The sequence below is a fragment of the Sphingomonas paucimobilis NBRC 13935 genome, assembly GCF_000739895.2.
Taxonomy (GTDB): domain Bacteria; phylum Pseudomonadota; class Alphaproteobacteria; order Sphingomonadales; family Sphingomonadaceae; genus Sphingomonas; species Sphingomonas paucimobilis.
This window is the reverse complement of record NZ_BBJS01000027.1, coordinates 1-11,848: the sequence shown is the minus strand read 5'-3', so window position 1 is coordinate 11,848 and position 11,848 is coordinate 1. Positions and strand designations below refer to the sequence as shown.

The 11,848-nt window shown below is 66.3% G+C and carries 12 protein-coding genes; 4 read left to right on the top strand and 8 right to left on the bottom strand.

Annotation, left to right across the window (positions count from 1 at the left end; genetic code table 11):
* Window positions 1–910, bottom strand: a 910-nt coding sequence (locus tag SP6_RS09390) for a prephenate/arogenate dehydrogenase family protein (RefSeq protein WP_007406025.1), incomplete at its 3' end; no start/stop codon positions are given.
* Window positions 910–2,016, bottom strand: a complete 1,107-nt coding sequence (gene hisC / locus SP6_RS09385) for a histidinol-phosphate transaminase (protein WP_007405988.1) — start codon at window positions 2,014–2,016, stop codon at window positions 910–912. The genes SP6_RS09390 and hisC, both read right to left, overlap by 1 nt.
* Before the next feature lie 64 nt (window positions 2,017–2,080).
* Here hisC and metX point away from each other — a divergent pair, with 64 nt between their 5' ends.
* From metX to SP6_RS09370, 3 genes are all read left to right on the top strand, one after another.
* Window positions 2,081–3,241, top strand: coding sequence for a homoserine O-acetyltransferase MetX (gene metX / locus SP6_RS09380; RefSeq protein WP_007406032.1), 1,161 nt, complete (start codon window positions 2,081–2,083; stop codon window positions 3,239–3,241).
* Window positions 3,238–3,831 carry a methionine biosynthesis protein MetW gene (gene metW, locus SP6_RS09375; RefSeq protein WP_007406018.1) on the top strand — a complete coding sequence of 198 codons (594 nt, stop codon included), beginning with the start codon at window positions 3,238–3,240 and terminating at the stop codon, window positions 3,829–3,831. Before metX ends, metW begins: the two co-directional genes overlap by 4 nt.
* A 66-nt stretch (window positions 3,832–3,897) precedes the next feature.
* Window positions 3,898–4,290, top strand: a complete 393-nt coding sequence (locus tag SP6_RS09370; protein WP_007406005.1) for a response regulator — start codon at window positions 3,898–3,900, stop codon at window positions 4,288–4,290.
* 21 nt (window positions 4,291–4,311) lie between these two features.
* Here the strand turns inward: SP6_RS09370 and SP6_RS09365 are convergent, their stop codons facing one another.
* The 6 genes from SP6_RS09365 to SP6_RS09340 all read right to left on the bottom strand — a co-directional run bounded on the left by SP6_RS09365 (window position 4,312) and on the right by SP6_RS09340 (window position 10,577).
* Window positions 4,312–5,883: a sensor histidine kinase gene (locus SP6_RS09365; RefSeq protein WP_042468892.1), complete on the bottom strand. Its 1,572-nt coding sequence runs from the start codon at window positions 5,881–5,883 to the stop codon at window positions 4,312–4,314.
* 55 nt (window positions 5,884–5,938) lie between these two features.
* Window positions 5,939–6,547 carry a single-stranded DNA-binding protein gene (ssb, locus tag SP6_RS09360; RefSeq protein ID WP_007406030.1) on the bottom strand — a complete coding sequence of 203 codons (609 nt, stop codon included), beginning with the start codon at window positions 6,545–6,547 and terminating at the stop codon, window positions 5,939–5,941.
* A 20-nt stretch (window positions 6,548–6,567) separates the two neighbouring features.
* Window positions 6,568–8,427, bottom strand: coding sequence for a ferrous iron transporter B (feoB, locus tag SP6_RS09355; protein ID WP_007406000.1), 1,860 nt, complete (start codon window positions 8,425–8,427; stop codon window positions 6,568–6,570).
* A gap of 33 nt (window positions 8,428–8,460) precedes the next feature.
* Window positions 8,461–8,712, bottom strand: a complete 252-nt coding sequence (locus SP6_RS09350; RefSeq protein ID WP_037569327.1) for a FeoA family protein — start codon at window positions 8,710–8,712, stop codon at window positions 8,461–8,463.
* A gap of 205 nt (window positions 8,713–8,917) precedes the next feature.
* Window positions 8,918–9,577 (bottom strand): COQ9 family protein, encoded by a 660-nt coding sequence (locus SP6_RS09345; RefSeq protein ID WP_232093303.1) that lies wholly within the window; start codon window positions 9,575–9,577, stop codon window positions 8,918–8,920.
* 16 nt (window positions 9,578–9,593) lie between these two features.
* Window positions 9,594–10,577: a DMT family transporter gene (locus SP6_RS09340; protein WP_007406034.1), complete on the bottom strand. Its 984-nt coding sequence runs from the start codon at window positions 10,575–10,577 to the stop codon at window positions 9,594–9,596.
* Window positions 10,578–10,642: 65 nt separating this feature from the next.
* On the opposite strand from SP6_RS09340, the gene SP6_RS09335 reads away from it, so the two are divergent.
* Window positions 10,643–11,737 (top strand): alkene reductase, encoded by a 1,095-nt coding sequence (locus SP6_RS09335; RefSeq protein WP_007405990.1) that lies wholly within the window; start codon window positions 10,643–10,645, stop codon window positions 11,735–11,737.
* The last annotated feature ends 111 nt before the right edge of the window (window positions 11,738–11,848 follow it).

Sequence of the window (11,848 nt, the reverse complement as noted above, 5' to 3'; positions counted from 1 at the left end):
ATTCCGCGTGGCTGCGCCCGAAATCCTCGCGCGCGTCGTCCTGGCCCTGGTCGATGATCGAACGGCGGATGGCGCGGGTGCGGCTGAACAGGTCGAACAGCTCGTCGCCCTTGCCCCAGCGGATCGCGCGCTGAAGCTGGCTGAGATCCTCCGAGAATCGCTGCAGCATCTCCAGCACCGCCTCGCGATTGGTCAGGAACACGTCGCGCCACATGGTCGGGTCGGAGGCGGCGATGCGGGTGAAGTCGCGGAAGCCGCCCGCCGAATATTTGATGACCTCGGACTGGGTTACTTCCTCCAGGTCGCTGGCGGTGCCGACGATCGTGTAGGCGATCAGGTGCGGCAAATGGCTGGTGACGGCGAGCACCCGGTCATGATGATCGGGGGCCATCAACTCGACATCGGCGCCCAGCCGTCGCCAGAATTCGGCGACTCGCTCGACCGCCAAGGCATCGGCGCCGTCCGGCGGCGTGACGATGCACCAGCGCTTCTGGAACAAGGTGGCAAAGCCCGCCTCCGGCCCGCTGCGCTCGGTGCCCGCCACAGGGTGGGCCGGGATGATCGTCGCGCCCGGCAGCGCCTCGGTCAGCGCGGTCAGGACCGCACCCTTGCAACTGCCGACGTCGGAGACGATCGCATCCTCGGGCAGGTCGTCGGCGAATTCGGCGGCGACCGCGCCCATCGCGCCGACCGGCACGCACAGGATGACGAAGTCGGCGTCGATCACGCTCGCACCGGCCGTGTCGGCGACATCATCGGCCAGATCGAGCGCGCGTACCGTCTCGCGCACTTGGCGGTCGGCGTCATAAGCGGTGATCCGCGCGGTCGGCATCGCCTTGCGCACGGCGCGCGCCACCGAGGAGCCGATCAGGCCGAGCCCGATGATGGTGATCCGGGCGAAAGGCAGCATTACGCTGCGTCTACCATGGCGCGGAGCGCAGCCACGACGCCCTTCACCTCATCTTCGGTGCCGATGGTGATGCGCAGACCATGGCCCAGCCCCTGGCTCGGCAGCCAGCGGACGATATATCCAGCGTCCATCAGGCCGTGATAGGCCCGCTCGGCGGTCAGGGCGCCTTCGAACAGCACCAGCGAGAAATTGGCCTTGGACGGCACGCACCGCAGGCCCGCATTGCCGAGGCTGGCGATCTGCTCCTCGAACCAGCCCAGCCATTTGGCATTATGTGCGCGCGACGCTGCGACGAAGCTGCGGTCGCGGATCGCCTCGATCGCGGCATTCTGCCCAGCGATGGTTACGTTGAACGGCGCGCGGATACGGTGGAGCGCGTCGATGATGGGCGCGGCGGCATAGCCCCAGCCGATCCGCTCGGCGGCAAGGCCATGGATCTTGGAGAAAGTGCGCGAGACCAGCACGTTGCCCGCCTGCTCGGCCAGCGTCAGGCCGCCATCATCCTCGCCCTCGGCCAGATATTCGGCATAGGCCTGGTCGAGGACGAGCAGGACATGCGGCAGCAGTCCCGCATGGAGCCGCGCGATCTCGCCTGCGCCCGCATAGGTGCCGGTCGGGTTATTGGGATTGGCGACGAAGACGACCTTGGTCTTGTCCGTCACCGCCGCCAGGATCGCGTCGACATCGGTAGCATAGTCATGGTCGGCGACCACCACCGGCTCGGCGCCCACACGCCGGGTCGCGATCTCATAGACCGCAAAGCCATAGCGGACATGGATGATCTCATCCCCCGGCCCGGCGAACGCACCCGCCGCCAGATGGAGGATCTCGTCTGAGCCGGTGCCATAGATGATCCGTGCGGGATCGAGCCCATGCACGGCACCGATCGCCTCGCGCAACGCGGTCGCGCCCGCATCCGGATAGCGTTCCAGATTATTGGCGGCGGCGGCGAATGCGGCGCGCGCCTTCTCACTGGTGCCCAGCGGATTTTCGTTGGACGAGAGTTTGGCGACCTTGCGCCCGTCATCGGTCGTCGCGCGGCCGGGGACATAGGGCGCGATCGCCTTGACCCAGGAGATCGGTTCGGGTGCGGTAAGCTCGGTCATGAGGCCCGCCATAGCGGTCCCGCCCTTGCGTTGCCAAGCATCGCGGCTTAGCGGATAGGACTCCATGGCCGCTTCCGTTTCCGCTTTATCCCATAGCGACGACCAGCGTTTCGGTCTGTCGCGCCATATCGTCCTGCCCGGTCCCCTCCGGCTGGATGGCGGTGCGCTGCTGTCGCCGGTCGAGATCGGCTATGAAACCTATGGCACGCTGAATGCGGATGGCTCCAACGCCATCCTGATCTGCCACGCGCTGACCGGCGACCAGCATGTCGCCTCACCCCATCCGCGCACCGGCAAGCCCGGCTGGTGGACTCGGTTGGTGGGTGAGGACAAGCCGATCGACCCGGCGCGGCATTTCATCATCTGCTCGAACGTCATCGGCAGCTGCATGGGATCGTCTGGGCCGGCGACGGTCGATCCTTCGACCGCCGAGCCCTGGGGGATGCGCTTTCCGGTCATCACCATCCGCGACATGGTGCGCGCGCAGGCGATGCTGCTCGACCATCTGGGCGTCGGCGTGTTGAAGGCGGTGGTCGGCGGATCGATGGGGGGCATGCAGGCGCTGAGCTGGGCCGCCACCTTCCCCGAGCGGGTGCGCGCCTGCGTCATGGTCGCCTCGACCGCGCGGCATTCGGCGCAGAATATCGCGTTCCACGAGGTCGGGCGCCAGGCGATCATGGCCGACCCGAAATGGCGCGGTGGCGCCTATTACGAGTCGAACGATCCTCCTGCGGCGGGCCTCGCGGTCGCGCGCATGGCGGCGCACATCACCTATCTGTCCGAGGCCGGGCTGACCGAGAAATTCGGGCGGCGGCTGCAGGCACGGCCCGACCGCCCGGATGGGGCCAAGAGCTTCGGCTTCGATGCGGACTTTCAGGTCGAAAGCTATTTGCGGCATCAGGGGTTGAGCTTCGTCGACCGGTTCGACGCCAACTCGTATCTCTACATCACCCGCGCGCTCGATTATTTCGATCTGGCCGAGGAGCATGGCGGGCTGCTCGCCAGTGCGTTCCGGGGCACGAAGACCCGCTTCTGCCTCGTCAGCTTCGACACTGACTGGCTTTATCCCACCGCCGAGTCGCGGGCCGTGGTGCAGGCGCTCAACGCGGCCGGCGCGGCGGCGAGTTTCGTCGAGCTGTCCAGCCCCTATGGCCATGACGCCTTCCTGCTCGAAGCGCCCGAGATGAACCGGGTGATCGACGGCTTCCTGCGGGCCGAGCCATGAGCGAGGCACTACGCCCCGATCTGGCGATCATCGCCAACCATGTCGCACGCGGCGCCCGCGTGCTGGATGTCGGCTGCGGCGACGGGCAGTTGATGGCGGCGCTGCGCGACAAGGCGGGGGTGGATGCGCGCGGGCTGGAGATCGATCCGGCCAATGTCGCCTCGGCCGTCGCGCGCGGGCTGGCGGTGGTGCAGGGCGATGCCGATGTCGATCTGGCCGGCTATCCCGACAAGGGGTTCGACTATGCGATCCTCAGCCAGACGCTGCAGACCGCGCGCGCGCCCGACCAAGTGCTCGACCATCTGCTGCGCATCGGTCAGCGCGCTTTCGTCTCCTTCCCCAATTTCGCGCATTGGCGGGTGCGCCTGTCGCTGCTCTGGGGCGGGCGGATGCCGGTGACGAAATTGCTGCCCGAACAATGGTATGACACGCCCAACATCCACCATGTCACGATCGACGATTTTCGCGCCTTCGTTCGTGAACGGCGGATCACCGTCGAGGGCAGTTGGTTCCTGTCACGCGGCCGTCCGACCAGCGCGGCGGCGGCCAATTTCCGCGCCGAACATGCTGTTTTTCTATTACGTCGGTGAAATGACAACATTTGAGGAACTTTATCTGGATCAAGATGTTGGTGCGGAAAGTGACAGGAATCTGACATGAGCCCAACCGCCCTGATCGTGGAAGACGAGATTTTCGTCGCCCTCGATCTCGAGCGCATTCTGACTGATGCAGGTTACCAAGTGGCGGGAATCGCGGCCGACAGCCGTACCGCCCTGGAAGTCGCACCGGGATGCGCATTCGCCTTTGTCGACGTCAATCTGCGTGACGGGGCGACGGGGCCCGAGATCGCTCGGCGGATCGTCCAGGATTATGGTGTCAAGGTCGTGTTCGTGACCGCCAACCCCTCGCAGATCGCCACCGATATCCAGGCGCTGGGCTATATCCGCAAGCCGTTCAGCGAAAAGTCGATCCTGGCTGCTGCGGCGCTGGCCACCGGCGATGAAACGCTGGCTTGCGCGGACGTCATTCCGCTGGGTGCGACCGCCTGACCCCCGATGTGACGCTTTCGTCTAACGCCCGGGGCCAGTTCCAACCGGCCGGCTAAAGGATGCCAGCGGCACGTCGATCGTGATCTCCAGCCCCTCTGGCCGCCATTCGCGCGTGACCTGTCCCCCCAGTTGACGGACCGCCGACAATTCGACCAGTTGTGAGCCGAAGCCCGCCCGCTCGGGCGGCGTCGCGACGGTCGGGCCGCCCCGCTCGCGCCAATAGATGCGAACCGTCTCGCCATGCTGTTCGGTCTGCAATTCGACCGCGCCGGTCATCACCGACAGCGCACCATATTTGGCGGCATTGGTCGCCAGTTCGTGGAACAGCAGCGCGAGAGGCGTCGCCGAACGATCATCGACGCGGACATCGTCGCCCGACAGAAGGAATCGCGGCGCATTGTCCTGGCGATAGGGATCGAACAAATCGCTCAGCAATCCGTGCAGGCTATCCTGCTGCGCCTTGGGGCGGGATTGCGGGCTGTGCGGCCGGACGAAGTCGTGCGCGCGACCCAGTGCCATGATCCGGTCGCGCAGGTCGCTGGCGATGCCGGCAAAGGCCGGATTGTTGCGTGCGGCAAAGGCGATCAGGCCGGAAATCACCGCGAAGATATTCTTGATCCGGTGGCTCAGTTCCTGGCTGACGATCTCGCGCTCTTCCAATGCCAGCTTCTGCTCATGGATGTCGGTGCAGGTGCCGAACCAGCGGGTGATCTGCCCCGCCGCATCGCGGATCGGCAGGGCGCGGCCCAAGACCCAGCGATAGGTGCCATCGCGGTGCCGCAGGCGATATTCGATCTGATAGGGATCGCCCGTGGCCAGGCTGTGCCGCCACCGGGCCCAGGCACGTTCCTGATCGTCGGGATGGAACATGCCGTTCCACGCCTCGCCATCGGTCGACCCCTCGGGCATGCCGGTGAAGTCGTACCAGCGGGCGTTGTAATAATCGTGGAAACCGTCGGGCAGGGTCGACCACACCATCTGCGGCATGGTGTCGGCCAGGGTGCGGAACCGCTGCTCGCTATCGGCGACGCGCGCCTCGGACGCTTCGACGGCCTGAACATGCTCCAGCCGCGCGCGGCGGTCCTGCAACCGGCCCATGACCGCGGTGGCCAGCACCTCCAGCCCTCGCCGCTGGAAATCGGTGAGCCCTTCGGGGCGGGGCGTGCCGGAGATGACGCAGATGGCCCCGAGCGGCACGCCCTCGCGCGAGATCAGCCGAGCGCCGGCATAGAAGCGGATATGCGGCGGCCCGGCGACCAGCGACATGGGTGCGAAACGCGGATCAAGCTGCGCATCGGGAATGACCATGACCGGCTCGTCGCCGAGCATGGCATGGGCGCAGAAAGAGGTGTCGCGTGCCGTTTCCGGCTGGTCGAAGCCGACCGCGGCCAGGAAGCGTTGGCGCGCTTCCTCGACCAGGCTGACCAGCGCCACCTCGGTCTGGCACAGTTCGGCGGCGAAAGAGGCCAGGTCGTCGAGCCCACCATCCTCGCGATAGCCGGCCAGGTCATAGGCCTGGATGACTTCGGCGCGCTCCGGCTCCGACACCGCCAATGGGCATGCGATCGTCCCATCTGCCTGGCCGGTCGCCATCCTGTCCTCAACCTCCGTGATCAGCATTCCACCCCCTGGAATCGGTTATGCCCGATCAGAAGGGCACGTCGTCATCCAGATCGTCGGCGAAGCCGCCGCCCTGTCCGAACCCGCCACGGTTGCCCCCGTTCCCATTCTGGCTCCCGCCGCCCGACGGAGCCGAGCCGCCACGCGACCCGCCGCCATAACCGCCGGCCGAGGCGCCACCGCCGCCGCCATAGCCGCTCGATCCGCCACCAAAGTCGCCGCCGCCGAAATCATCGCCGCCACCGAAGTCGCTGCCGCCACGGCCACCGCCGCCCTGACCGCCGCCGGGGCCGTCGAGCATGGTCAGCACCGAGTTGAAGCCCTGCAGCGTCACTTCGGTCGAATAGCGGTCGTTACCCTGCTGGTCCTGCCATTTGCGGGTGGTCAGCGCGCCCTCGATATAGACTTTCGAGCCCTTGCGCAGGAAGCGCTCGGCGACATTGGCCAGACCTTCGTTGAAGATCTTGACCGTGTGCCACTCGGTCTTTTCCTTGCGCTCGCCGCTGTTGCGGTCCTTCCACGATTCGGACGTGGCGATGCGCAGCTCGACCACCTTGCCGCCATTCTGGAAGGAGCGGCTCTCGGGATCGCGTCCCAGATTGCCGACGAGAATCACCTTGTTGACGCTGCCCGCCATGTATCAGTCCCGTATGTGTTCTAGAGGCCGGCGAAAACGGCCACCCAATATGTTATGCCTGCCATCACATAGGCCGTGATGAACAAGTACGCCACCATGAAGGCGGGCCACTTCCAGCCATTGGTTTCGCGCCGCGTCACCGCGATCGTCGAAATGCACTGGGGCGCGAAGACGAACCACATCAGGAAAGCGAGTGCGGTGGGCAGCGACCAGTTGCGCTTGAGCTTCTCGGTCATCGCCTTCTGACCGCCTTCATGCTCGGTATCGTCGATGGCATAGACGGTGCCGATCGCGGCCACCGCCACCTCGCGCGCCGCCATGGCGGGGACGAGCGCGAGCGCGATGTCGCGGTTGAAGCCGATGGGGCGAACCACGACCTCGATCCCGTTGGCGATCCGCCCGGCGATCGAATAATTCACCGGTGAGATACCCGATCCTTCCGGCGGCTTGGGGAAGGACAGCAGCGCCCAGAGGATGACGGTGGTCAGCGCGATGGTGGTGCCGGCGCGCTTGAGGAAGATCAGCGCACGGCTCCACAGGCCCAGCACCACGTCGCGGATATGCGGCCACTGATATTTGGGCATCTCCATCATGAAGCCCGACGAGGCGCCCTTGGTGACGGTGCGACGCAGCAGCAGGGCGGCGACGAACGCGCCGACGATGCCCATCAGGTAGAGCCCCAGCAGCACCAGCCCCTGAAGTCCGACGAAAGGCAGCACCTGCCGATCGGGAATGAAGGCGCCGATGATGATCGTATAGACGGGCAGCCGCGCCGAACAGGTCATCAGCGGCGCGATCAAGATGGTGGTCAGCCGGTCCTTCTCGTCATCGATCGTCCGCGTCGCCATGATGCCCGGCACCGCGCAGGCGAAGGAGGAGAGGAGCGGAATGAAGGCGCGGCCCGAGAGCCCCACCTGCGCCATCAGCCGGTCCATCAGGAAGGCGGCGCGGACCATGTATCCGGTCGCCTCCAGCACCAGGATGAACAGGAACAGGATCAGGATCTGCGGCAGGAAGACGATGACCGCGCCGACCCCGGCGATCAAGCCGTCGGTGATCAGGCTCCGGAACCAGCCTTCGGGCAGGAAGGCACCCACTTGCGCCTCCAGCCAGACAAAGCCCTGCTCGATCCAGCCGATCGGCGCTTCGGACCAGGCAAAGACCGCCTGGAACATGACGAAAAGGAGCGCGACCAGCAGGACCGGCCCCGCGATGGGATGCAACGCGACCGAGTCGAGCATATGCGTCCAGCGGCGGGTCGGCGTTTCCGACACGGTCGCGGCGGCGGCCAACTGGCGCGCGCGGCGTTGCAGGGTGACGATATCGTCGATTCGTTCGGCGGCGGTCACAGGCTGGGCGCGGCCCTGCGTGACCAGCCGATCGATCTCGGCCTTGAGCGTATCGAGCCCGCGACGGCGCACTGCAACGGTGGGGATGACCGTCACCCCCAGTTCGCGCGACAGAACTTCCGGATCGAGCGTCAGCCCGTCCCGCTCGGCCAGATCGACCATGTTGAGCGCGATGACGACCGGCAGGCCCAGCGCGATGAGTTGCAAGGCGAAGCGGAGGTGATTGTCGAGATTGGCGGCATCGACGACCACGACCAATGCGTCGGGCCGGCGCTCGCCCGCCTGCGATCCCATCACGACGTTGCGCGTGACCTGCTCGTCGAGGCTGCCGGGATCGAGGCTATAAGCGCCGGGGAGGTCGACCAGCTCGACCGGGCGGCCATCGTCGAGCACCAGCCGACCCGAATGCCGCTCGACGGTGACGCCGGGATAATTGCCCACCTTCTGCCGCGCGCCGGTCAGCGCGTTGAACAGGGCACTTTTGCCGGCATTGGGATTGCCGACGAGCGCAACCAGCGGTGCGGCGTTCATCAGATGGCGATGGGCATGGGAGAAGGCCGGGTTTCAAGCACCCGGCGCGACGCGGATCGAGGCAGCGACCCGGCGGCGCAGCGCCACGGTCATCCGGCCGATCCGGCAGGCGATCGGGCCACCGCCCAGCGTCGCCCGATGCAGCACCTCGACCCCCACACCTTCGTCAAAGCCCAGTTCGCGCAAGCGACGCGCCTCGGGCAAAGCCAACTGGGTCCAGTCGATCGCGGCCACGGTCGCCGGTTGCCGGCGGGGAAGGGTTTCGAGACTGCTCAACATCGCCATGCAGCCTACATAACCCCGGTGCGATTGATTATCAATTACCCGTTGATGAAATGGGTGTGAGGTTTGGGGGCGTGGGCTTCGACTTCGCTCAGACTGAACGGAGGTTGGTATCCAGACCTATTTCCCGCGCCGTTCAGCCATTCCCCCGCGCCGTTCAGCCTGAGCGAAGTCGAAGGCCAAGGGAATCCATTAACCCCAAACCGACTCACACCGCAGGATACCGCAACCGCCCGATAAACCTTGACAGGCTAGGCATATTCTCACCGCGCTTGACCACGCCCGCCTTCCATTTCTCGAACCGCATGATCCCCTCGATCCGGCGGGCGAGGAAGGCGCTGGTATCGGCATGCCCTTCGCTCTCGTCGTTCAGGAAGGCGGCGATGGTCGCGGCATAGACCGCGAAGAGCGTCGCGCGCTTGGTATAGTGGTTGTAATCGGTCGCGGTATCGCCCGCCTGCGCCCAGATCGTATCGACCGTCCGCCACCCGAGTCGCGCGCCGCTTGCGGCATTTTGCGGCATGGCGAGGATGGTCAGCGCGCGGCGCAGGGCTTCGCGATTGGGGGAGAGCGCCTCCAGCCGTGCCTCGACCAGCGCGGTGATGCGCTGGCGGATCTTCATCGCGGCGGCCTGTTCGCGCGGTACCGCCGCGACCATCGCGGCATCGATCGCCCCAAACCAAGCGTCGATCATCGCAACCGGCCCGTCCTTGAACGCGAGTCGCGCGATATCGCGGTCGATGCCCGCCGCGTCGGCCGCCATGTCGCGCGCCTCGTCGCCCCAACCGTCGAACGCGGCGTTGGACGCGATGCCGTCGGCCAGCGCGACGCGCACCTCGTCGAGAGTCAGGTCGTGAACATCGGTCATCGCCACCTCGGTCATCTTATCGCGTCTCTCGTCCGTCTTCCATGTCGCCGGGCTTGGCAACCGTCTTGGGCGATCCGCGCCGTACCAGCACCAATGCGGTCGCCACCATCGCCACGCCGACCAGATCGGGCAAGGCCAGCGTCTCGCCATAGACGATCCAGCCGATCGCCGTCGCGACCATCGGCTGCACCAGCAGCGCCAGGCCGATGACCAGCGGGCTGAGCAGCCCCAGCGCATAGATCATCAACCCCTGGCCGATGATCTGGCTCCCCAGCGCGAGCAGGATCAGCGCGCTCCAGTGATCGGGCCAGACCCGCTCGCCCAGCGCGACCGCGAAGACGAGCAGGGGCAGGATGCTGGCCACCGTCGACCAGGCGAGCGCCGGGACCGGCGGCATGGTGGCGCGAACCCGCGACATCAGGATGAAATAGACCGCGTAGAGCAGCCCCGCCAGCACGCACATCAGATCGCCGACCAGATGGCGCGGATCGACCTGATAGGAGCGGCCCATCAGCAACCCGGCCCCCACCGCCGCCAGGATCAGCGCGATCCCCTGGCTGCGCGACGGCCAGGCGCGCGCGACGAGAAAGCCGTAGAGCGGGAAGATGAAGGTCGCCGAATTGCCGAACAGCGTGGCGTTGGCCATGGTCGTCTGACGGATGCCAATATGCCAGGTGCCGAGATCGCCGGCAAAGGCGACGCCGCCGATCAGCAGCAGTGCCCAGAGCCCCGCCTGCCCCTTGCCCGGGGCGCGGGGCCGCGCGGGGCCGATCAGCGCGACCAGGGCCAGCATCGGCGCGGCAAGGGTGATGCGCCAGAAGGCGGAGGCGACCGGCCCGGTATCCGCCATGCGTACCAGGAGCGGCCCAAAGGCGAGCGCGACATTGGCGATGATGACCGCGACAAAGGCCAGCGGCGGCGTCGTATTCGGCCCGGCGCGGTCCGAAAGACTATCGCTTTCAACGCGTTCACTTTTTCTTGGGGGGCGGGACACGGGCATGGGCTCCCTTAACGCCCTATCTGCGTTGCGTCAGGCCGGAAAGGCCGCAAAAGGATTGCATTTTGATGCCGACGTTATTCGATCCCATCGATCTGGGCGCCATTCACGCCCCTAACCGTATCCTCATGGCGCCGCTCACTCGCGCCCGGGCGACCCGCGAGGCGGTGCCGACGCCGATCATGGCGCAATATTATGCCCAACGCGCCAGTGCGGGTCTCATCATCTCGGAGGCCACCGGCATCAGCCGCGAAGGGCTGGGCTGGCCCTATGCGCCGGGCCTGTGGACCGACGAGCAGGTCGAACATTGGAAGCCGGTGACCGACGCCGTGCACAAGGCCGGTGGCCGCATCGTCGCCCAACTCTGGCATATGGGCCGGCAGGTGCACAGCTCGGTGACGGGGATGCAGCCGGTTTCGTCCTCGGCGACGCGGACCGAGGGTCAGGCGCATACCTATGAGGGCAAGCAGGATTTCGAGACGGCGCGGCCGCTCGAACTGTCGGAAATCCCGCGTCTGCTCGATGATTACGAACTGGCGACCCGCAATGCGCTCGCCGCCGGGTTCGACGGCGTGCAGATCCACGCCGCCAATGGCTATCTGATCGACGAATTCCTGCGCGACAACGCCAATTTCCGCGAGGATGAATATGGCGGCTCGCCCGAGAACCGCATCCGCCTGCTCCGCGAGATCACCGAGCGGGTGATTTCGGTCGCCGGCAAGGAGCGCGTCGGCGTCCGCCTTTCGCCCAATGGCGACAGCCAGGGGGTGGACGACAGCGATCCGGCCTCGGTCTTCGTGCCCGCCGCCAAGATGCTGTCGGACCTGGGAATCGCCTTCCTCGAACTGCGTGAGATCGGGCCGGACGGCACCTATGGCCACACCGACGTGCCCAAGCTGTCGCCGCAGATTCGTGAAGTGTTCCAGGGGCCGCTGATCCTCAACAGCGATTTCGACAGCCGGGAAAAGGCGCAAGCCGCGCTCGACTCGGGCGTGGCGGATGCGATCGCGTTCGGTCGGACCTTCCTGGCGAATCCGGATCTGCCCGAACGGCTGCGCACTGGTGCGCCGCTGAATCAGAGCGACATGGCGACCTGGTACAGCCAGGGACCCGAGGGTTATATCGACTATCCCACGCTCGACGAACAATCGCGCGCGGCGTGATGGAAGGGGGGCGGGTGCTGCGGCAGCCACCCCTTTCTCTTTCCTCCCCTTGCAGGAGAGGTGGCAGGCCGAAGGCCTGACGGAGGGGGGCGCTATCGAGAGGGGGAACAC

Excerpts from the sequence above, each read along its gene's own strand:
- feoB (WP_007406000.1), bottom strand. The coding sequence starts at position 8,427 with ATGAACGCCGCACCGCTGGTTGCGCTCGTCGGCAATCCCAATGCCGGC.
- hisC (WP_007405988.1), bottom strand. The coding sequence starts at position 2,016 with ATGACCGAGCTTACCGCACCCGAACCGATCTCCTGGGTCAAGGCGATC.
- SP6_RS09350 (WP_037569327.1), bottom strand. The coding sequence starts at position 8,712 with ATGGCGATGTTGAGCAGTCTCGAAACCCTTCCCCGCCGGCAACCGGCG.
- SP6_RS09335 (WP_007405990.1), top strand. The coding sequence starts at position 10,643 with ATGCCGACGTTATTCGATCCCATCGATCTGGGCGCCATTCACGCCCCT.
- metW (WP_007406018.1), top strand. The coding sequence starts at position 3,238 with ATGAGCGAGGCACTACGCCCCGATCTGGCGATCATCGCCAACCATGTC.
- SP6_RS09340 (WP_007406034.1), bottom strand. The coding sequence starts at position 10,577 with ATGCCCGTGTCCCGCCCCCCAAGAAAAAGTGAACGCGTTGAAAGCGAT.
- ssb (WP_007406030.1), bottom strand. The coding sequence starts at position 6,547 with ATGGCGGGCAGCGTCAACAAGGTGATTCTCGTCGGCAATCTGGGACGC.
- SP6_RS09370 (WP_007406005.1), top strand. The coding sequence starts at position 3,898 with ATGAGCCCAACCGCCCTGATCGTGGAAGACGAGATTTTCGTCGCCCTC.
- SP6_RS09365 (WP_042468892.1), bottom strand. The coding sequence starts at position 5,883 with ATGGCGACCGGCCAGGCAGATGGGACGATCGCATGCCCATTGGCGGTG.
- SP6_RS09345 (WP_232093303.1), bottom strand. The coding sequence starts at position 9,577 with ATGACCGATGTTCACGACCTGACTCTCGACGAGGTGCGCGTCGCGCTG.
- metX (WP_007406032.1), top strand. The coding sequence starts at position 2,081 with ATGGCCGCTTCCGTTTCCGCTTTATCCCATAGCGACGACCAGCGTTTC.